This is a genomic window from Schaalia cardiffensis (assembly GCF_016405145.1).
GTDB classification, from domain to species: Bacteria; Actinomycetota; Actinomycetes; order Actinomycetales; family Actinomycetaceae; genus Pauljensenia; species Pauljensenia cardiffensis.
On record NZ_JAEKIA010000012.1, the window covers coordinates 20181 to 40303 of the forward strand.

A 20123-nucleotide genomic window follows, 5' to 3' on the forward strand; every position below is an offset into this window, starting at 1 on the left:
CGGTGGCCGGATCCCTTTTGGGATCCGGCCACCGGTTGACGCTTGGTCGAAAGCGCCCTGAAAAGGATCAGGCGCGAGCGGCCTCGATGCGGGCGCGGAACTTCGCGAGCTGCTCAGTGATGGCTGCGGGGAGCTTGTCGCCGAACTGGGCGAAGTACTCCTCGGTGCCATCCATCTCAGCGGTCCAGGCGTCGAGATCGATCTCGAAGAGCTTGGCCCACACAGCCTCGTCAATGTCGAGACCGTCGAGGTTGAAGTCCTCGAACTTCGGGTAGCGGCCGGTGACACCATCAATGGCCTCAACCTCGCCCGCCGCACGGCGAACGATCCAGTCGAGGACGCGCGAGTTGTCGCCGTAGCCGGGCCACATGAACTTGCCGTTCTCGTCCTTGCGGAACCAGTTCACCTGGTAGACCTTCGGGAACTTGTCGCCGACTTCGGCCTGCATCTCAAGCCAGTGGCCCCAGTAGTCGGCCATGTGGTAGCCGCAGAAGGGGAGCATGGCGAAGGGGTCGTGGCGCAGCGAACCGGCCTTGACGTCGGTCGCGGCGGCGGTGACCTCAGAGGCGACCGAAGCGCCGATGAACACGCCGTGAGCGGCCTCGTACTGCTCGGCGACGAGCGGCACGTTCGTGGCGCGGCGTCCGCCGAAGAGAATCGCGTCGACCGGAACGCCCTGGGGGGCCTCCCAATCGGGGCAGATGATCGGGCACTGGGATGCGGGGACGGTGAAGCGGGAGTTCGGGTGAGCCGCCTTCTCGCCGGACTCGGGGGTCCAGTCCTTGCCGAGCCAGTCGATGAGGTGCGCGGGGACCTCGCCGTCAATGCCTTCCCACCACACGTCACCATCGTCGGTCAGGGCGACGTTGGTGAAGATGGAGTTGGCGCGCATGGTGTCCATGGCCATCGGGTTGGTGTCGTAGGAGGTGCCGGGGGCGACGCCGAAGAAGCCGGCCTCGGGGTTGATCGCGTAGAGGCGACCATCGGGGCCCGGGCGCATCCAGGCGATGTCGTCGCCAACGGTCTCGACGTTGTAGCCGGGGATCGTCGGCTGGAGCATGGCGAGGTTCGTCTTACCGCAGGCCGAGGGGAAGGCGGCTGTCACGTGGAACTGCTGGCCGGTCTCCTGGCGGGTCAGGCGCAGGATGAGCATGTGCTCGGCCATCCAGCCATCACGGCGGGCCATGGTCGAGGCGATGCGCAACGCGAAGCACTTCTTACCCAGGAGGGCGTTGCCGCCGTAGCCGGAACCGAAGGACCAGATCTCATTGGTTTCGGGGAAGTGGGTGATGTACTTCTCGTCGTTGCAGGGCCAGTTGTCGTCGACGGCGCCCTCAGCGAGCGGAACGCCGACGGAGTGGACGGCGGGAACCCACGGCTTGCCCTCAGCGATGAGGTCCATGGCAGCAGTACCCATACGGGTCATGATGCGCATGTTGCACACGACGTAGGGGGAGTCGGTGATCTCAACGCCGAGCTGGGAGATCGGGCCGCCGAGCGGGCCCATGGAGAAGGGGATCACGTAGAGGGTGCGACCAACCATGGAGCCAGCGAACTTCTCCTTGAGGATCGCCTTCATCTCCTTCGGATCAGCCCAGTGGTTCGTCGGGCCTGCATCTTCTTCCTTCTCGGAGCAGATGAAGGTGCGGGACTCAACGCGCGCGACATCGGACGGCTTGGAACGAGCGAGGAAGGAGTTCGGACGCTTCTCCTCGTTGAGCTTGGTAAACATGCCGGTCTCAACCATGAGAGCGGTGAGACGATCCCACTCTTCCTGCGAGCCATCGCAGAACTCAATGGCGTCAGGCGTCGTCAGCGCTGCGATCTCAGCCACCCATGCGAGGACGTCTTCGGGAGCGTTGGCGGGCGCAGCTGCGCGCACATCCTGTTCAGTCACGGACATTTTGCCTCCTGAGGCACTCGGTATTCAGGAGCGCGGTCACGCCCCTTTAGTACGCGAACAATCATCCCTGATCGTGTGGCAGAGCGCACGGGCGAATGGTCCCGTGAACAAATGTGCAACAGTTCACACACATGCAGTCCGTAGCAATTCGCATGAGCTACCGCACTCTCGCACTGCTTCGTGTGCCCTACTCTGAGCATGTGCCTCGTCCGCACACCCCATCCACAGGAGGAAAATCGTGGGATTCCGTAAGGGCTCTGAAGGGCCGTCATTCTTCGACCTCTTCTCGCAGCAGGCCGCGAACCTCGTTTCCGGCGCAGCTCTCCTCGCGTCGATCCTCGACGCCTCCACTCAGGAACGCGTCGCCTTGCGCGACCACCTCCACGAGATCGAGCACCAGGGCGACGAGATCAACCACCGCATCGCCCAGCTCGTCAACCAGACCTTCGTCACGCCCTTCGATCGTGAGGACCTGGGCGCCGTCGCCTCTTGCCTCGACGATTGCATGGATTTCATTGACGAGGCCGGCGACCTCATCGTCATGTACGGCATCGAAAACATTCCCGCATCCGTGCATTCGCTTGTCGCCGAGCAGATCGACATCATCGCCCGCTGCGCCGATCAGACCGCGCACAACATTCCCGCATTGAAGTCCCCCCTCGATCTGCGCGACTTCTGGGTTGAGCTCAATCGTTTGGAGAACGAGGGCGACCTGACCTACCGTCGCGCCTTGACCGCAACCTTCGACTCTGGAGCCGATCCGATCACGATCATCAAGCTCAAGGATCTCGTCGAGGTCCTTGAGGAGGCGACCGACGCCTTCGAGAACCTGGCGAGCAGGATCGAGACGATCGCGGTGAAGGAGTCTTGAGACCGTGGATCTCAACCTGATCCTCGTTTCGCTCGTCATCATCATCGCTCTTGGTTTCGACTACACGAACGGTTTTCACGACGCCGCGAATGCGATTGCCACATCGGTCTCAACGCGAGCCCTGACTCCGCGAGCCGCTCTGCTCATGGCAGCGATCATGAATGTCATTGGCGCCCTCATGGGCACCGAAGTCGCGAAGACGATCGGCAAGGGCATCATCGACATTTCTCACTACACCTCTTCCACCGACCTCATGATGCAGCGCGAAGGCCTCGTCATTGTCTTGTCCGCACTCGTCGGAGCGGTCGTCTGGAATCTCATCACCTGGTGGTTCGGTCTGCCCTCTTCATCCTCGCACGCCCTCATCGGCGGCCTCGTCGGAGCGGGCCTCGCCTCCGCAACAGAAGTGCACTGGTCGGGGATCGTCGAGCACGTCATCATCCCGATGTTCGCTTCGCCTTTCATCGGTTTCTTCTTCGGCTACATCCTCATGTGGATCATGATGCGCCTCCTCACGCGCCTGCCCTACCACCGGACGATGCGCCGATTCCGCGTGCTGCAAACGCTCTCGGCTGCGGCCATGGCTTTGGGCCACGGCCTGCAGGATGCACAAAAAACGATGGGCGTCATTGTGATGGCCCTCGTCGCAGGTGGCTACGGACATACCCACAATGTCTTCGACCCTGTCACTGGGGACATGACGATCCCCCTATGGGTGAAGCTGGCAGCAGCCGGTGCTATCTCCTTGGGAACCTACTCGGGCGGCTGGCGCATTATGCGCACCCTCGGCAGGAAGATCATCGACTTGGATCCGGCCCGCGGTTTCGTCGCCGAAGGCGTGTCCGCACTCGTCTTGTACTTGTCGGCCTTCGTGTTCCACGCACCAATCTCGACGACACACACGATCACCTCGGCGATCCTCGGTGTCGGAGCGACCAAACGCTTTTCCGCAGTCCGTTGGGGTGTTGCCGGCAATATCGTTGGAGGATGGTTCCTCACCCTTCCAGCGGCTGCCCTCGTCGCGGCCATCATGTTCTTCATCGTGAACTTCCTTGTGGCTCTTGCATGAGGGTGAGGAGTTCGCGTTTCACTCGGGTCGCCCGTCTTTTCGGGGCGGGCGGTTTCGTCTTGTGCGCAATCGGACTCAGCGCATGTCAAAGCTCATCCGTTCTGGACTTGAAAGTCGGGGACTGCGTCATGCTTCCCCATGGGGATGAGGCTGTCACCATTGAGCACACCTCCTGCTCTGAGTCTCACGAAGCTGAGGTTTCCACCCTCGTCGACACGGACCCGAAGGACGCCTCAGCGCCGTTCCCGGGCGAGGAGGCATTGGCTCTTCAGGCAGAAAGCGCGTGCGTGGAATCCTTCGAATCCTACGTGGGCACGCCCTACGTCCTCTCATCTTTGGACGTCACCTGGTTGCTGCCCACAAAGACTTCCTGGGGCGAGGGCGATCGTCAGATCGTCTGCCTCGTGAACGCGATGGACGCTCAGCCTCTGATGTCCTCCGTCAAGGATTCGAAACTCTGAGCCTGAGACAAGCACCTTTGCTGTGAAGCACAGGAAGCTTTTCAGCCACGACTTTACCTTCAGGAGGAGTGCACCCACAATGCGCTCGCCCCGAAGCGGAATCTACCCTGGGAGTGGAGCACGAGGGGCAGTGCCCCCGAAAGAACCCGAAGAAACAGAGCCTTAAGCCATGAAAAACGGGGCGTCACACTCCGAAAAGAAGTTTCGTTCGCGTCGCGTGGCGCTCAAGTGAGAGCAGGTGGGGCTCGGTGTCAGCGCGAGAGATGTGCGCGACGAGGATCTCTGCAGTCGCAAGCCAGGGACTGTGATTCGGGAAGGAGCGCGCCAGAGACGAAGGAGCGATGGCCTTCAGGGGCTTGAGGAGGACCGGGATCGTTGGGCGGTGCACGCATAGCGCCGTGGGGACCTCGATCTTTCTTAGGAGCGCTGCAGTCATATCCCCTGCCGCACTCGGGTCCCCTTCAACCGCCGTCTCGGTCAGCTCCCCGCGGACACTGAGTTCCCCTCCACTCAGCCCCGCCCAAGGGGAAAGGGTCTGCATGCAGCGGGTCCAGGGTGAACTCACGCATTCTTCGATTCCGAAGGCCGAGAGAAGATCAACGAGGTCGATTGCCTGACGCGCGCCAACGCGCGTCAGGGGGCGAGTCGCTTCACTCTCGTGCCAGGAGTGGCGCGAGATCGCTTTCGCATGACGCGCCATCACCATAGTCGTCGTGACAAGGCGCCCGTCCTGGGCGCGGGCGACAAGCTCGGAGAGGAGACGTCGATCGCCGCGTCGGGTGAGAAGCTGATCAGCCTTGGCGGGACTGGCCCAGCGGGTCTGGTCGATTTCGGAGCTTGGAGCGGGGCGAACCGGAGTTCTCGACCGAGTCACTGGGGAGACTGCTTCTCCGGGAGCGACAGTACCCACCCAATAGTGAACTTCCTTCGTCTGCCCGGATCCGAGGCGGTACCGCTGAGTCGTCAATGGGGCATGGAGGACTGCGACAACACCTGTTTCTTCTTCAACCTCGCGAACCGCAGCGGCGACGATCGGCTCATTCGCCTCGGCTTTGCCTTTCGGCCACGACCAATCTCGGTAACGCGGACGATGAACTATGAGCACTTGAATCTCGGAGGCTTTCAGGCTTTCACCGGGAATGGCGGTCCTCTCCGGGTCGGTGAATCGCCACACCAAGGATCCTGCGGCTCGCACGAGGCGCGAGGGGACAGGGGCGGGGCGAGACATTCGGGGCACGCTTCAAGGGTAGCGGGGATCTGCTGAACGCGGGTCCGGGAGCATTCGGGGTCCTCCCCCATCGCCCCTCCTCCCGGGGCCTTCTAGGCTTGACTACACGCTTTCGATCTTTAGGGGAGGAGCCCCATAGTGAACGCATCCAATTCCACGAACGAGAAGATCCAGGTCTTCGCCAACGAGCTTCTCGCCACCGTGAAGAAGCTCGTGAAGGACGGCTCTGTTCGCAAGATCGTGATTCGTGATGAGACCGGTAAGGAGAGAGTGTCGATCCCCATGAACCTTGGTGCGGGTGTCGGCATTCTCGCCCTCGTGACGAATCCAGTGCTGACTCTCCTTGCCGGGGCGACGGCGACCGTGGGCGCGAAGATGACGAGGTACACCGTCGAGGTTGAGCGGACCGACATCGTCACGAGTGATCCGATTGACACCGAGGCCGGGGCGCCGCTTTCTGACCCGGACTCTTCCGAGAAGAACTAGGCCGAACTCTCAAAATGCGCAGCTTCTTGCAGGACGAGGAACGAAGTTGAGCGGCCTCGGCTGTCACAGTACGCACAGCCGAGGCCGCTGCTGAGCACGGAACACTCAAACTATTCATGTCGTTCCTCACCCCATTTGTATACCCCCGGGGGTATTAGCTACCCTTTCGTGACCACACGTTTTCGAGAGGTTGGACCACATATGATCCCCCGCTTCAGCGAGAATTACCGCCCGCTGTACTTCCTGGCCGCACTCGGCATGGGCGGCCTGAGCATCTCCTTCTTCATGTACCTGATGTTCCTCGTCCCCCACCCCGATACCCCCATCCCCACATTCGATGCGCTCGCCACACAATTCGCCAAGGGCACCATGCTGAGCAACACCCTCATGGTTGTGGCCCTCCTCGCCATCGCCTACTTCGCGGTGCGCCACGTGCAACTGCTCATCGCGAACATCGGCGCCCACCGCCGATTCAGCCGTACACCCGAATACACGGCATTGATCTCCTCCAACGGAGAAGTCCAACTCATGGCGATCCCACTGACCCTGTCAATGACCGTCAGCGTCCTCTTCGTCCTCGGCGCACTCGCGATCCCTGGACTCTGGGATATCAAGGAATGGCTCTTCCCCTTCGCCCTCGCAGCGAATATCGCCATCGGCGCCTACGCCCTGCGACTCTTCGGCCGCTACATCACCCGGATCCTCTCCGACGGCTCCTTCAACGTCGATGACACGAACCACTTCAGCCAAGTGCTGCCCTCATTCGCCTTCGCAATGATCGGCGTCGGTTTCTCCTCCTCCGCCGCCATGAGCAACACCCTGGTGACCTCCCTCATCGGTGCCGCAGGAACCGCCCTCTTCCTCGCCGCAGCCGCCCTGTGGGGATTCGTGAAGATGCCCGTCAGCTTCGGCGCCATGCTGCGTCACGGAATGGCACGCGAGGCCGGCCCGACCCTGTGGCTCGCCATCCCGATCCTCACTCTCTTCGGCATCGCAGGCATCCGCGTCAGCAGCGGAATCGCCCACAATATCCTCCACGCCAACATTCCGAACATCGTGTGGCTCGTTGTCTTCGGGGCTCTGATCGCCTTGCAGCTCATCGTCGGCCTCTTCGGTTGGGCGGTCATGCGCCGCCAGGGCTACTTCTCGCACTTCGTCTCCGGGCCGGGACGCTCCATCCCCGCATACGGCCTCATCTGCCCGGGAGTCGCTCTCGCAGTCCTCTCCCAGTTCTTCGTCGGCCGCGGCCTCGTTGCCACCGGCGTCCTGGAGAAGTTCTCCATCCCCCACCTGGCCTTGCTCACCCTCATCTTCGCGCTCCAGCTTCTGACGATCCGCACCGTGGCGCGCCTGAACGCCAAACTCCTAGGCGCACCCAAGGCGAGCGAAGAGGACAAGGCGGAAGCACAAGCGGCCTGAGCCGCACTACCCGCACCAGAGCCGAGGACCAGGCTGAGGGACTGAGCGGGCTTGCGCTGAGCCGAGCCGACAGGGCTGCGCCGACCGCACAGTACCGCCGCACTCTCAACGCACAACGCAAGGTGGAGGAGGTCTACCTTCCGACAACTCGGGAGGAGGCCTCCTCCATCAGTTCTTCCTGCACATCACTGAGAAGAGAACCATCCTTCGCATACTGCTGGCGCTTCCACTCCCCACGCTTCTTCAAAGCCCAAGAGGAGGTCTTCGGCGAAACGCCGCGACGCACAAGCTCCGCAAGATAAGAAACCTGCCTCGGATCAGCGATCCTCACGAGAGCTTCAACCCGCCGGTCGAGATTGCGGTGCATGAGATCCGCTGAACCGATCCACACCTCTTCCTCGCCCTTCGGGCCAAAAGCGTAGATTCGTGAATGCTCAAGGTAGCGGCCAAGAATCGAACGGACCCGAATGTTCTCCGAAAGACCGGGAACGCCTGCACGGATCGCGCAGATCCCCCTCACTTGGACATCAACGGGGACTCCCGCCTGAGAGGCCCGATAAAGGGCATCGATCACGGCCTCGTCAACAACGGAGTTGACCTTGATACCGATCCACGCCTCCTCGCCTGCCTTCTTACGGGCAATCTGACGCTGGATTCTCTCGATGAGTCCGTCCCTGATCGACAGGGGCGCGACGAGGAGCCTGTGGAAGGTCGAGCGCGGCGCGTAGCCGGAAAGCTGGTTGAACAGGCGCGTCAAGTCCTGAGCGACCTCACGATCGCAGGTCAAGAGGCCCAAATCCTCGTATCCGCGCGCCGTCTTCGGATGGTAATTGCCGGTGCCGATGTGACAGTAGCGGCGCAGCCCCTCAGATTCTTGACGGACGACGAGGGAAAGCTTGCAGTGCGTCTTCAAGCCCACCATGCCGTAGACGACATGGACGCCGGCGCGTTCAAGCTTGCGCGCCCAGCCGATATTCGCCTCCTCGTCGAAACGGGCCTTGATCTCAACAATCGCAACAACCTGCTTGCCCGACTGGGCGGCCTCAATCAGAGCGGAAACGATCGGCGAATCACCTGAAGTCCGATACAAGGTCTGCTTCATTGCCAAGACATTCGGGTCGCGCGCCGCCTGGGTGATGAACGCCTGAACCGAGGTCGCGAAAGAATCATAAGGATGATGCAAGAGCACATCATGGTCGCGGACCCTCGCGAAGATATCCCCCGCCCTCGCCGATTCGAACTCCGCCAGCCCCGCCGCCGTGACGGGAACATACTTCGGGTACTTCAAGTCCGTCAGTTCAAGCTCGTGCAGTTCATTGCACAAAGTCAAGTCGAGTGGCGCGGGCAGGGAAATGACATCCGTCATCTGGATCTCAAGCTTTTCGACGAGGAAGTCAAGGACGAACTTCGAGATCGTCTCTTCGACCTCGAGGCGCACAACCGGGCCGAACTTACGGCGTAGAAGTTCCTCCTCCATCGCGGTCAAGAGGTTTTCAGCGTCATCCTCCTCGACCTCGAGATCCTCATTGCGCGTGACGCGGAAACCGTGGGCCTCCACGATCTCAACTCCGGGGAAGAGATGCTCAAGATGAGCCCGGACCACGTCCTCGAGCGTCACAAAAGTCGCGCCGCCCTCACTTTCGACGAAGTCCTCTGCGACTCCATCCATCCCTGCGGTGTCCACATTGATGAGGCGGGGCAAAGACTGCGGGACCTTCACCCGCGCAAAATGCAGCTTACCGGACAAAGGATTGCGGACCACGACCGCAAGATTCAAAGACAAACCCGAGATATAGGGGAAGGGATGCGAGGGGTCGACCGCGAGCGGGGTAAGGACCGGGAAGATCTGGCGACGGAAGTAGCGGGCGAGTTCACGATGCTGCTTTTCGCTCAGCTCCTCCCAGCGCCGCAGGTGAATTCCCACAGCATCCAAGGCCGGGCGGATCTGGGTTTGAAAGTCTTCGGCCTGGCGGGCACTGAGCTCACGAGTACGAGCCTGAATCCCCTCGAGGACTTGGCGTGGTTCCAGACCCGAAGCCGTCTTCTTCGCGATTCCCGCAGCGATGCGACGCTTGAGGCCTGCGACGCGAACCATGTAGAACTCGTCAAGGTTCGAAGAGAAGATGGCCGAAAACCATGCGCGCTCAAGCAGGGGAAGCTCGAGGTCCTCCGATTGTTCGAGGACGCGCTGATTGAAGGCCATCCAGGAAATCTCACGATCGGCGAAACGCCCCTTGGGTAAGGGCTCGTCCTCACCGAGAGGAGCGGAGGTGTCAACCTCGCTCGTGAGGATCGGTTGAGCGGGACGAGCCTTTCCGTTTTCCCCTTCGAACTCCTCGTCCTCATACTCGACGCCGACCAGCCCAGTATCGTCGGCGGGAACGAACATCTCCTCCGCTCGAGCGCCCTCGACGAGGGCCGTGGAGGAGGATGCGGGGAGGGTGTCTGGGGCGAAGGCCTCCTCGGGGATTTCAGAGCCTGGGCCCGGCCAAGAGGAGTCGGGGGCGGAGAAGACGGGACTATCCGCTCGAAGTTCCCGCTCTTTCTTCGATGGGGAGGCAGTCTTCGCTGACCGGTTGTCGTTTGAGCTCTTCTTCGATGTCTCCGGCATTGGCCGTCCTTCCTCGCTCGCAGTGACCCGGGAAGGGCCGCATTGCGCCCACTCCCTCGGGAGCACACTCCCATGGTGTCATCTCACCTGCGACTTCGCAGCCCCCTGAGGTCCTCGTCTCGCCCTACAGCGATCTCTCTACCTCGGGAAGACAGATCTCACTGCCTCGGGAATGACCCATATTCGCCTCCGACATGACGAGTATTCATCCTCAGCAGGGGAACCACAGAGCGTTTCTCAGAGGTTTCCTTCCTCGAAGTCTCTTCTTAAGTCCTTTCAACACCCCCGGAAGCCGAGGATTGCAGCACGCAGATTCCGCTTTTAGCATGTACTCAACGATTCACCCGGGAACTGAAAGGCCCCCATGGATGAGCTCCTTGTGATCCCACATGAGTTGACTTCGGTTTCTTCTACGGCCTGTGATGTCGCTGATTCGCTGTCTAGCTCCCGCATTCTTGACGCTCTTTCGGAGGGGACTTCAGCGATGCCGGGAAGTACCTCGCGAGCTTCGATGGAGGATGCGGGCACTCAGGTTGACACTCGAAAGCGCAGACTCGTGGAAGATTTGCGTACCTTCAGTGACGATGTACTCGCCGCGAGGAACGCCTTCATGGCGAACGAGGAGAATCTCAGCGGAGCATTTCAAAGAGCCGATGTCCCTCCTGCCACTTTCTCTTCCCGTTCTATGTCATGGCTTGTCGAGAGGTTGGGCTAAGAGTGCTCTCGTGGGGTGATGTGAGCGCATGGAAACCAGGGCCGCTCAATGCAGCAACTGCCGATCTGAGCGAGTTGAGGCGAATTGCGGAAAGCAATGGAGATTCCTTAGAGCAGGCGCACAGGCTTTTCCTCTTGGGAGAGTCACGGGGTGAAACCCTTGAAGCGGCGCGTTCACAGCTCAGTGGATCAAAGGGCGACCTTGATCGTCTCATCAATGACGTGTCGGAGTTATTGATGGCGACTGCCCAGGCCGCCGATGGCGTGTGGGAGGTGCAAAGAAGGGTTCTCGAGTGCGAGCAGTTCGCCGGGCTCAACAACATCAGCGTGGAAGCTTCCGGGAAAGTGTCATACTCACTTGAATCCGTCCCACCTTCGGCCTCGCAGTACACCGTTGACCCTGCCCAGTCGCGCAATATCGCCAAGATTCAGGCCGGGCACGAGCTGCAAGAGATGGTGAACGACGCACTCGAGTACGCTGAGCAGGTCGACGCGGATTATCGGGCGCGCTTGAATGCTGTGGCCTCGGGGACGTATAGGTGCGAGGAGACGTCATCGAGTCATTCTCCAGGCCTGGCGGATCTACCCCAGGCCAGCTGGTCGGTCTTCGCGGTGTCCTCCTGGTGGAACAGTCTCAGTGACGAGGAGCGGGCCGAGATCATCACGAATCATCCAGAGCTGATCGGAAACCTTGACGGGATCGACGCTCGTTCGCGTGATCTGGCGAACCGCCGACGTTTGCTTCCTTTGAGGGATTCCTTAGCAGCCGAGGTCGACAGGATTCGTGCCTTATACGCTGAGGCCGCCAAATCGCGCAGCTCGGCGGACGGCCCCAACCCCTACGCGGAGCAACTGCGCATTGCCTGGGCCAAGCTTGCTGACATTGATGAGACTATTCGGCAGGCGAATAAACACCCTAGTTACAAGCTGCTCACCCTGGATGCCTCAGGCTCGGACCATCTGCGCGTTGCGATGGCGATCGGCAATGTCGATACGGCGGATCATGTCGCCACCTATGTTCCGGGAATGAGTACCAACCCGGCGGATAGTTTGGAGCTGTGTCTGAAGCAGGCTCTCCATATCGAAGAGAAGTCGAGGCGCTTCGGTACAGGGACTATAGCGACCGTCGCCTGGCTGGGCTATGACGCTCCTGCGGCCTTAGGAGATCCGGGCTGGACCGAGGTGGCCTCCACCCGCAGGGCGGAAACCGGAGCTCGTCTTCTCTCTTCTTTCCAGGAGGGCCTGCACGCCTCACGCGCCATGCACGCCTCCTCTGCCCCCGGCTCTGCCTCCGATCCGCACACGACGATCCTGGGTCACTCCTATGGGTCCATGACCTCAGGTAAAGCCGTGTCTCGCATTGCTCCCGGAGCGGTCGACGATCTGGTGATGTTCGGCTCTCCAGGTTCCGGCGTTCACGACATCCACGAATACAATCTCGACTCGGGCAGAGCTTATGTGTCCGCCGTCGACTCTGAAGACTGGGTTCAGGGCGTCGGTCCCGACCGCACCTTCGGCACCAACCCCACGGACCTCAAGGGCATCACCCATCTGTCCAGTGATGCCCCCAACGACCCGAATAAATGGTCGCCCATCGGGCGTCACAGCTCCTATCTGGAAGAGGGCTCTGGGGCTCTCAAGGACTTCGCTCGCGTCGTGACAGGAACATACGAATGAAACACCTGCGTCTATTGCTCGCCTCGACCCTCACCCTGATTGTTGTGGTGGTTTCGGCGTGTTCTATAGGAGGAAACACCGTGAACAAGAAACTGTGGTGGGAGGGGTCCTTACCCTTCGAGCAGCGTCGGAGCATTGAAGAGTTCGAAAACCACATCGAAAACACACTCGGCGAGTTCGCCTACACCTACTCCGCCAACACCGGACCCATCAGCGTCTACGTCCCATCCAACCTCGAAGCCTGTGACGAGGAGGGCTTCGAGCTCTTCACTGCGGCGATCGCTTTCGCCCCGCCCTTCGACCACAACGACATGATCAACGCCGTCGCCCACACCTTCACGCCCCTGGGCTACGAACTGCTCACACAAGACGAACGAGACATCCTATGGATGGACAAAGCCAACGGCGGATACCTCAACCTCCTATTCCTCGACGACGGCAGAGCAGGCCTCTATCTTGCTTCGGGGTGTCGACCAACCGACGGCACCACCAAAGTCGGCCAAGCTCGCAACATCCCCGACTGGGAACACGAGCTCACCCCCAACACCCCACAATCCTAAAATCACCACACCCCAAAACACGCGGACTGGGAGAATCAGACCTCAACCCCACAATCACGAAAGGACAACAACCCAACCCCCACCCGAAAACACCAAGCCTGAAAACCCCCGCGTGATCCAACCAGCACCAGGCTTACAAGAACCCCTCTCGCACGCCCCCACGGTGAAGTGAATCAGGGGAAAGGACACGAATGAAACACCTGCGTCTATTGCTCGCCTCGACCCTCACCCTGATTGTTGTGGTGGTTTCTGCGTGTTCTATAGGAGGAAACACCGTGAACAAGAAACTGTGGTGGGACGGGTCCTTACCCTTCGAGCAGCGTCGGAGCATCGAAGAGTTCGAAAACCACATCGAAAACACACTCGGCGAGTTCGCCTACACCTACTCCGCCAACACCGGACCCATCAGCGTCTACGTCCCATCCAACCTCGAAGCCTGTGACGAGGAGGGCTTCGAGCTCTTCACTGCGGCGATCGCTTTCGCCCCGCCCTTCGACCACGACGACATGATCAACGCCGTCGCCCACACCTTCACGCCCCTGGGCTATGAACTGCTCACACAAGACAAAGACCACATCCGCTGGATGGACAAAGCCAACGGCGGATACCTCACCCTCCTATTCCTCGACGACGGCAGAGCAGGCCTCTATCTTGCTTCGGGGTGTCGGCCCACCGACGGCACCACTAAAGTCGGCCAAGCCCGCAACATCCCCGACTGGGAACACGAGCTCACCCCCAACACCCCACAATCCTAAAATCACCACACCCCAAAACACGCGGCCCGGGAGAATCAGACCTCAACCCCACAATCTCGATAGGAACAGAACTCACCTCACAATCTCGAAAGCACCCGGCCAGAAACTCCTCTCTGCCACCACCCCACGACCCTCGCAAGTATCTCCTCTCGTACACGTTCCCCCGTTGGAGTGAAGAAGGGGAAAGGACATGAATGAAACACCTGCGTCTATTGCTCGCCTCGACCCTCACCCTGATTGTTGTGGTGGTTTCGGCGTGTTCTATAGGAGGAAACACCGTGAACAAGAAACTGTGGTGGGAGGGGGCCTTGCCTTTCGAGCAGCGTCGGAGCATTGAAGAGTTCGAGGATCACATCGAAAACACACTCGGCGAGTTCGCCTACACCTACTCCGCCAACACCGGACCCATCAGCGTCTACGTCCCATCCGACCTCGAAGCCTGTGGCGAGGAGGGCTTCGAGCTTGACACGGCGGCGATCGCTTTCGCCCCGCCCTTCGATCACGACGACATGATCAATGCCGTCGCCCACACCTTCACACCCTTGGGCTATGAACTGCTCACCCAAGACGAAGACCACATCCGCTGGATGGACAAAGCCAACGGTGGATACATCACCCTCGCGTTCCTTAAGGACGGGGACGCGAGCCTCGCGGCATTCTCAGGGTGTCGGCCCACCGACGGCACCACTAAAGTCGGCCAAGCCCGCAACATCCCCGACTGGGAACACGAGCTCACCCCCAACACCCCACAATCCTAAAATCACCACACCCCAAAACACGCGGCCCGGGAGAATCAGACCTCAACCCCACAATCACGAAAGGACAACAACCCAACCCCCACCCGAAAACACCAAGCCTGAAAACCCCCGCGTGATCCAACCAGCACCAGGCTTGCAAGCACCTCTGTCACCACCCCACGACCCCTCGCAAGCAAGCGAAAGCCCCCACAGGCAGCTACTTAGAAGCTCCCACCTTCCCAGGCACTACTCCAAGTTCCCGAACGCCGCTTCGCGCGCCGCGAGATCCAACTCTTCAGCAGTCTTCAACAAAGCCCGAGCGCGGGTCGTCACCATGTGAGCCAAAGGATCACCCGGATCCGTGATCCATGAACCCTCACCGCCCTCACCCGCAACGAGCACACGCATCGCGATCGCTGCTTGCACGGCAACACGCTCAAGGTCATCATCCGTCAGTTCCCCGCGCAGCAGAGCCTTCGCGTCCTCGATGACGGATTCAAGCAGAGGAACCTCACTCAGATTTTCCATTCCGGGGACGATCTCTGCCTGACGCCCGACCTCGTACCTGTCCTTGACGAGAGGGAGGTCTCTCTCGCACCATTCGATGAACAGATGGAGGCGCCACAAAACACCAGGCAGGGTGAACTCCGGGCTGCGCGACCACAGCTGCGCAACAATATCGGGCCCTTGAGCGCATACGAGAGAACGGAGGCGGGTGATCGCTTCCAAGTCGAAGTCCTCATCCGGGATCCCCAGGAGAGCCCAAGCCGTCGAATGCGCAATCCCCGAGGCGGCAGCGGGATCCTCATCGCCGATGATCGCCTCGGCTCTGGCGGGAGAGAGGATCGCAGGACGCCGAGGATGTCTCAGTTCGGCCATTTCGCCTTCCTCCTCTTACAATAGAATCGGATCTCATGATCCCGCGGGTAACCGCGAGCGCGGTGAGCCGCGCGGGCCTATAGCTCAATGGTAGAGCAGCGGACTTTTAATCCGTGGGTTGGGGGTTCGAGTCCCCCTGGGCCTACCACCGCCCCGGGCAGCCTCGCACACGCTCCGGCACACTCGCCCGGATACTCCTCGCAACCCCAGCTTTCCCCTCACATACACGCCTGTACACGACAGGTGGCACATCCCACACAGTGAATGATCTCCCCCTCAAAAACAGCGAATCTCGGCGAAAACACCTGCTGGAGCGGCGTGACAATCGAAGTATGAACAGCCCGAATCCTCTCAAGAATGAGAAGAGCAGCAGCGTCCTCGGCGGCGCAGTCACCGGGACGCTCCTCATCACGATCGCTCTGCACAATGCGGTCCCTCCCCTGGCAACGGACATGTACTCCCCCGCCTTCCCGGAGATCACAACTGATCTCTCGACGAGCGCAAGCGCCGTCGGCTTCACCCTCACCGCATTCTTCATCGGCTTCGGCGCCGGGCAAATCGGCGGTGGAACACTTTCCGATCAGCGAGGACGCCGCGGCCCCCTCATCATCGGCGGTCTCCTCTCGATCCTCGGATCCCTCGCATGCGCTTTCTCGCCCTCGATCCTCTTCCTCTTTTTCGGACGAGTTCTCCAGGGGCTCGGAGGTGGAGCCGCAGCAGCAGTCGCACGCGCCATTCTCGTCGACCTTGCGCACGGGCACATCCTCGCGAGGGCAATGTCTCTTCTGCAGGCGATCGGCGGGCTGGCCCCCATGATCGCGCCGGTGCTCGGTGGCGTGATCGTCACGTACATGCCGTGGCGCTGGGTGTTCTGGTTCCTCACGGCCTTCACGATCCTCATGACCCTGGCGGCATGGGCGTGGGCACCCGAGTCATTGCCCGAGGAGCGGCGACACGGCGGCGGCTTCTCGCGTTTCCTGGTCGACATGGGTTCGGTTCTGAAGATCCGCGCCTTCCTCGGCTTCATGCTCACCTCCGCCTTCTCCGGATTCTGCATGTTCGCCTATATCGCGGATTCGTCCTACATCCTCCAGCAGATGCTCGGAATGTCGCCGTTACGCTTCTCGATCGTCTTCGCATCCAACGCTCTGCTGTCCACTGTGCTCGCCCTGGTGAACGTTCGTTTGATCGGGCGTTTCGAGCCCCGGCCCCTCATTACCTTCGGTCTTGCTCTGTCCCTCCTGGGCGTCGTGATCCTGAGCCTGTCGGTCTTCGTCTTCAATGTGACGACTATCCCTGTGCTCATCGGATTCGCGCTCATCATGGCGGCGACAGCATTCATCTTTGGCAATGCGGGGGCTCGCGCCCTGGCTGAGAGCCGCGAGCACGCGGGCACAGCCTCGGCCGTTCAAGGGCTTGTGCAGGCGACGGCGATGGCGACCGCCTCCCCGCTGGCGACCTCGGGCGGGGGTACTTCGGCAGTCCCGATGATCCTCGTCATGATCCTCGGCACACTCGGCGCCTGGGTATCCTTCTTCCTGATCGCGCGTCCCAAAGCGTCCTGACAGTCAGTTCATCCGCCGCCCGAGAACTCATTCGCTCCGAGGAACGAAGCTCAGTGCCGCAGAGTTCATGCAGTAGCGTCGACCACTCGGCTGGTCCGGCGCATCAGGGAACACGTGTCCGAGATGCGAACCGCACTGTGTACAGCGGACCTCGGTGCGGATCATCCCATGAGAGGTGTCCTCAAGTTCGGTCGTGGACGAACCCTTCGACTCGTAGAAGGACGGCCATCCGCAGTGCGACTCGAATTTGGTCGTCGCATCGAAAAGCTCGGCTCCGCATGCGGCGCAGTGGTAAGAGCCTGCTCGCTCCTCGTTCAGGAGTTCCCCGGTGAAGGGGCGCTCTGTTCCGCCCTCGCGAAGGACGTGGTATTGCATGGGCGTGAGCATACGGCGCCACTGCGCCTCGCTCAGCTCCTTGAAGTCAAGACTCGGAAACTCACTCATGCCCCAATCTTCCTCCACATTTTGAGCGTTCGCGATATCTCCCTCGATGCGGACATCGGGAACATTGACGAGGACGGGGGTCCCCACCTCATCGCGGGGTCCTCACAGGCTGCCGAATGTGGTGAGGGCATAATCGAGGGCCGCAGGGCCTGGCCGTTCGGCCACTCCCAGGGCTCTTCATGGCATGGTCTTCATAGAGAGGGGCTTCATGGCCCAGGTCTTCATGGCACGCTTCGTCTTCAGCAAGTGGGCTGACGACGCCGCAAGGACGCGCACTCAAGCCAGATGCCACTTAGGCTGAGGTTCAACTGTGTTCTCTACCTCGAGCCTCCGCCTCGCGGCGCTTGGCCACCGCTTCACGTTCGGCAAGGGCCTCTTCGCCAGGGCCAGCGAAGATCCCCGAACGCTCCTCAGCATCAGGCGAGCCCGAGTAGAGGCGTTCCCCTCCACTCACCGCACTCTTCGGCGTAGCAAGGATCCGCGCAAGAGTCCCCTGGGTCATGACCTGTGTACGCGCAGAGGACGGCATCTGCGAAGTCGCAGTAACATCCGTGTCGCCCTTCTCGGCCAGTTCACGCATCCGATCAGACATCGCGCGCCTACGGGCCCTCTTCGCCTTCCGGCGTGCAGCGACCATTCGCGCCGCATGGATCGCCTCATCCTGGTCCGCAAGTCCAGGACCGGAGGCGAGAGCCGAAGCTGCGCCCTCGTGCGAAGCGGTCTGCGTCGGGTCGCCCGCGATCGAAGCGAGCTCGGAAGCGAGGGCCGCGACTCTGGCGCGCGTGGGATCGACCTCGACAGTGATGCTCTCCTGAGGCTGAATACGCGAAGCGGGCCGGAGCCACGGTTCTTCGGAGACGATCCAATCGATGAGATGCTCGCGAATGTAGCAGCGCAGATCCGACAAATTCCCAGAGTTCTGAGCAGAAACAAGGACTCGGACCGTGACCGTGGACATGTCCGAAGCGGTCATTTGAACATTCCACGTGCGCCCATCCCACAGGTCCGTAGAGGCGAGGATCGCCTCGACCTTCTGACGCAGCAGAGCCATCGGCGCCGCCCAATCGAGTTGGAGTTCCACCGTGCCAAGCTGGGCGGCTGCGCGACGAGTCCAGTTCTCGAAAGAGTTCGACGTGAAGTAGGTCGAGGGAACGATGAGGCGGCGCTCATCCCACAAGCGCACAACCACATAGGAAAGGGTGATCTCCTCAATCGCACCCGATTCACCCTTCTGATTCGCGACGACCACATCACCCACTCGGATCGCGTCTGTGAAAGCGAGGAGAACACCGGCGAACACATTCCCAAGGGTCTGCTGTGCGGCAAGACCCGCAATCACCGAAATCAGGCCCGCAGACGCCAATAGGGTCGTCATCACTTGTCGCGCAGCCGCGAAAGTGCCCAGAACCGACACGATCCCAACGATCACGACGATCACCTGGATGAGGCGGCGAATGACCTGCGCCTGAGTCTCGAAACGGCGCGCCCGCCCCTGGTCCGCCCCCTGCCGCAAGCGGGCCGCGTCCTCGAACACCCACGCGGCCGAATAGGCGATCCAGGTCATCGCGGCGATCGCAAGAATCAGGAGCGCGTGCGCAGCGGTCGCAACCACAGTCGCGTTCGTCGAATCCCCATCCGAGTTGAAGAATGGCCACTGCACGCCCATCCAGGCGAGCCACACCATCCCGGAGACATACAGCGGCGTACGGATCCGCTTCGTGAGGACAGCGCCAACCGCCCATCTGCGCATCGTGCGGCGCAGCAACCAAGACATTAGTGCCGCTGCGAAGAATCCCAGCACGAGGCCGACCACGATTCCCAGCAGTGGAGACACAAAATCGACGGCAACCGCGACAGCAGCATCCGCGCCAGATTGGAGTTCATCCGCAGTTGAATCGGCTGCTGCTCGCAGCGGCTCAAGGGAAAAATGATCTTCGGGGGCGAAGTGTCCTGCCTGGGCGGATAGGGCTGGTTCTATCGGCACGGAGGTTAGCAAGCCAGCCCTTCCGTGAGGGACCTGGCTCAAGAAGTGAGGGGCTGAGGAGAGCCCACGAAAGTCGAGTGCGGTCATCATCCGATTCATATCGACCAGACTAGAGGGCGACTCTGCTCTTTTCCTGTGGACCCCACGCGATTCTCACAGGACTTTCCCGCAGGATTCCGCCACTTCTTTCGACTGTGAGAGGCGTCACCCAATCTCATTTTGCCAAGAGGCATCAGAATTGCATATGCTTCTCTTCGTCTTCGGACGCCACCTCGGTGGCCGAGATTGGCCCCCATCGTCTAGCGGCCTAGGACACTGCCCTTTCACGGCAGCGACACGGGTTCGAATCCCGTTGGGGGTACTCCTCAGCGCGAATCCTTCGCGCGGTGGAAAACAATTCAATAGGTCTTACCTGTTGTGAGGCCCCGTAGCGCAGTTGGTTAGCGCGCCGCCCTGTCACGGCGGAGGTCGCGGGTTCAAGTCCCGTCGGGGTCGCCGACCAGACCGCTCGGTCCGGTTCATGGCTCTGTAGCTCAGTTGGTAGAGCGTTCGACTGAAAATCGAAAGGTCACCGGATCGACGCCGGTCGGAGCCACCACTGAAATCCTCGAAGCGAGAGCTTCGGGGGTTTTTTGGTTTCTGCGGCACACCCGACCCCGGCGACGCGGTGGCGCTCGAGACGACCTGGCACTCGCTCACCCACATAACCCCAAACACAATCTCACCACCCCTAGCCCGGGTCGACCCCCACCGAAAACAT

Annotated in this window: 16 protein-coding genes and 4 tRNA genes; 14 read left to right on the forward strand and 6 right to left on the reverse strand. The window is 61.0% G+C overall.

Annotation, left to right across the window (positions count from 1 at the left end; genetic code table 11):
- Positions 1–67 precede the first annotated feature (67 nt).
- Entirely contained in the window at positions 68–1903 is a 1836-nt protein-coding gene (locus JFX23_RS07590) for a phosphoenolpyruvate carboxykinase (GTP) (protein WP_198776393.1), read from the reverse strand.
- A gap of 238 nt (positions 1904–2141) precedes the next feature.
- On the opposite strand from JFX23_RS07590, the gene JFX23_RS07595 reads away from it, so the two are divergent.
- Genes JFX23_RS07595 through JFX23_RS07605 form a run of 3 tightly spaced genes read left to right on the forward strand, consistent with a single transcriptional unit; the run spans position 2142 to position 4304 of the window.
- Positions 2142–2774, forward strand: coding sequence for a DUF47 domain-containing protein (locus JFX23_RS07595; protein WP_198776394.1), 633 nt, complete (start codon positions 2142–2144; stop codon positions 2772–2774).
- A gap of 4 nt (positions 2775–2778) precedes the next feature.
- The gene (locus tag JFX23_RS07600; RefSeq protein ID WP_198776395.1) at positions 2779–3843 is read left to right on the forward strand and encodes an inorganic phosphate transporter; all 1065 of its coding nucleotides are present in this window, start codon (positions 2779–2781) and stop codon (positions 3841–3843) included.
- Positions 3840–4304, forward strand: coding sequence for a septum formation family protein (locus JFX23_RS07605; RefSeq protein ID WP_198776396.1), 465 nt, complete (start codon positions 3840–3842; stop codon positions 4302–4304). Before JFX23_RS07600 ends, JFX23_RS07605 begins: the two co-directional genes overlap by 4 nt.
- Before the next feature lie 184 nt (positions 4305–4488).
- Here JFX23_RS07605 and JFX23_RS07610 read toward each other — a convergent pair whose 3' ends face one another.
- The gene (locus JFX23_RS07610; protein WP_198776417.1) at positions 4489–5532 is read right to left on the reverse strand and encodes an NUDIX hydrolase; all 1044 of its coding nucleotides are present in this window, start codon (positions 5530–5532) and stop codon (positions 4489–4491) included.
- 138 nt (positions 5533–5670) lie between these two features.
- Here JFX23_RS07610 and JFX23_RS07615 point away from each other — a divergent pair, with 138 nt between their 5' ends.
- Both JFX23_RS07615 and JFX23_RS07620 read left to right on the forward strand, forming a co-directional pair.
- Positions 5671–6018 (forward strand): DUF4342 domain-containing protein, encoded by a 348-nt coding sequence (locus JFX23_RS07615; RefSeq protein WP_005962453.1) that lies wholly within the window; start codon positions 5671–5673, stop codon positions 6016–6018.
- A 201-nt stretch (positions 6019–6219) separates the two neighbouring features.
- Positions 6220–7437, forward strand: coding sequence for a TsoY family (seleno)protein (locus JFX23_RS07620; protein ID WP_198776397.1), 1218 nt, complete (start codon positions 6220–6222; stop codon positions 7435–7437).
- A 133-nt stretch (positions 7438–7570) separates the two neighbouring features.
- Here JFX23_RS07620 and JFX23_RS07625 read toward each other — a convergent pair whose 3' ends face one another.
- Positions 7571–10048: an RNA degradosome polyphosphate kinase gene (locus JFX23_RS07625; protein WP_198776398.1), complete on the reverse strand. Its 2478-nt coding sequence runs from the start codon at positions 10046–10048 to the stop codon at positions 7571–7573.
- An 849-nt stretch (positions 10049–10897) separates the two neighbouring features.
- On the opposite strand from JFX23_RS07625, the gene JFX23_RS07630 reads away from it, so the two are divergent.
- The 4 genes from JFX23_RS07630 to JFX23_RS07645 all read left to right on the forward strand — a co-directional run bounded on the left by JFX23_RS07630 (position 10898) and on the right by JFX23_RS07645 (position 14512).
- Positions 10898–12439, forward strand: coding sequence for an alpha/beta hydrolase (locus JFX23_RS07630; RefSeq protein ID WP_198776399.1), 1542 nt, complete (start codon positions 10898–10900; stop codon positions 12437–12439).
- A complete protein-coding gene (locus JFX23_RS07635; protein ID WP_198776400.1) occupies positions 12436–12999 on the forward strand; it encodes a DUF4853 domain-containing protein in 564 nt (187 codons plus the stop codon). The genes JFX23_RS07630 and JFX23_RS07635 overlap by 4 nt, the downstream gene beginning before the upstream one ends.
- A gap of 191 nt (positions 13000–13190) precedes the next feature.
- The gene (locus tag JFX23_RS07640; protein WP_198776401.1) at positions 13191–13754 is read left to right on the forward strand and encodes a DUF4853 domain-containing protein; all 564 of its coding nucleotides are present in this window, start codon (positions 13191–13193) and stop codon (positions 13752–13754) included.
- A 194-nt stretch (positions 13755–13948) separates the two neighbouring features.
- The gene (locus JFX23_RS07645) at positions 13949–14512 is read left to right on the forward strand and encodes a DUF4853 domain-containing protein (RefSeq protein ID WP_198776402.1); all 564 of its coding nucleotides are present in this window, start codon (positions 13949–13951) and stop codon (positions 14510–14512) included.
- Positions 14513–14737: 225 nt separating this feature from the next.
- Here the strand turns inward: JFX23_RS07645 and JFX23_RS07650 are convergent, their stop codons facing one another.
- Complete coding sequence (locus JFX23_RS07650; RefSeq protein ID WP_198776403.1) at positions 14738–15370, reverse strand: hypothetical protein; 633 nt, start codon at positions 15368–15370, stop codon at positions 14738–14740.
- A 73-nt stretch (positions 15371–15443) separates the two neighbouring features.
- On the opposite strand from JFX23_RS07650, the gene JFX23_RS07655 reads away from it, so the two are divergent.
- Together JFX23_RS07655 and JFX23_RS07660 are read left to right on the forward strand one after the other, a co-directional pair.
- Positions 15444–15518 (forward strand) — tRNA-Lys (locus tag JFX23_RS07655).
- Between the two features lie 184 nt (positions 15519–15702).
- Positions 15703–16935: a multidrug effflux MFS transporter gene (locus JFX23_RS07660; protein WP_198776404.1), complete on the forward strand. Its 1233-nt coding sequence runs from the start codon at positions 15703–15705 to the stop codon at positions 16933–16935.
- A 27-nt stretch (positions 16936–16962) separates the two neighbouring features.
- On the opposite strand, the gene msrB is transcribed toward JFX23_RS07660, so the two are convergent.
- Positions 16963–17379 (reverse strand): peptide-methionine (R)-S-oxide reductase MsrB, encoded by a 417-nt coding sequence (gene msrB, locus JFX23_RS07665; RefSeq protein WP_005962464.1) that lies wholly within the window; start codon positions 17377–17379, stop codon positions 16963–16965.
- A gap of 304 nt (positions 17380–17683) precedes the next feature.
- The gene (locus tag JFX23_RS07670; protein WP_198776405.1) at positions 17684–19462 is read right to left on the reverse strand and encodes a mechanosensitive ion channel family protein; all 1779 of its coding nucleotides are present in this window, start codon (positions 19460–19462) and stop codon (positions 17684–17686) included.
- Positions 19463–19651: 189 nt separating this feature from the next.
- On the opposite strand from JFX23_RS07670, the gene JFX23_RS07675 reads away from it, so the two are divergent.
- The 3 genes from JFX23_RS07675 (at position 19652) to JFX23_RS07685 (ending at position 19961) form a co-directional block, all read left to right on the forward strand.
- Positions 19652–19724: transfer RNA gene (locus JFX23_RS07675), tRNA-Glu, on the forward strand.
- Between the two features lie 60 nt (positions 19725–19784).
- Positions 19785–19858: transfer RNA gene (locus JFX23_RS07680), tRNA-Asp, on the forward strand.
- Between the two features lie 27 nt (positions 19859–19885).
- Positions 19886–19961: transfer RNA gene (locus JFX23_RS07685), tRNA-Phe, on the forward strand.
- Positions 19962–20123 lie beyond the last annotated feature (162 nt).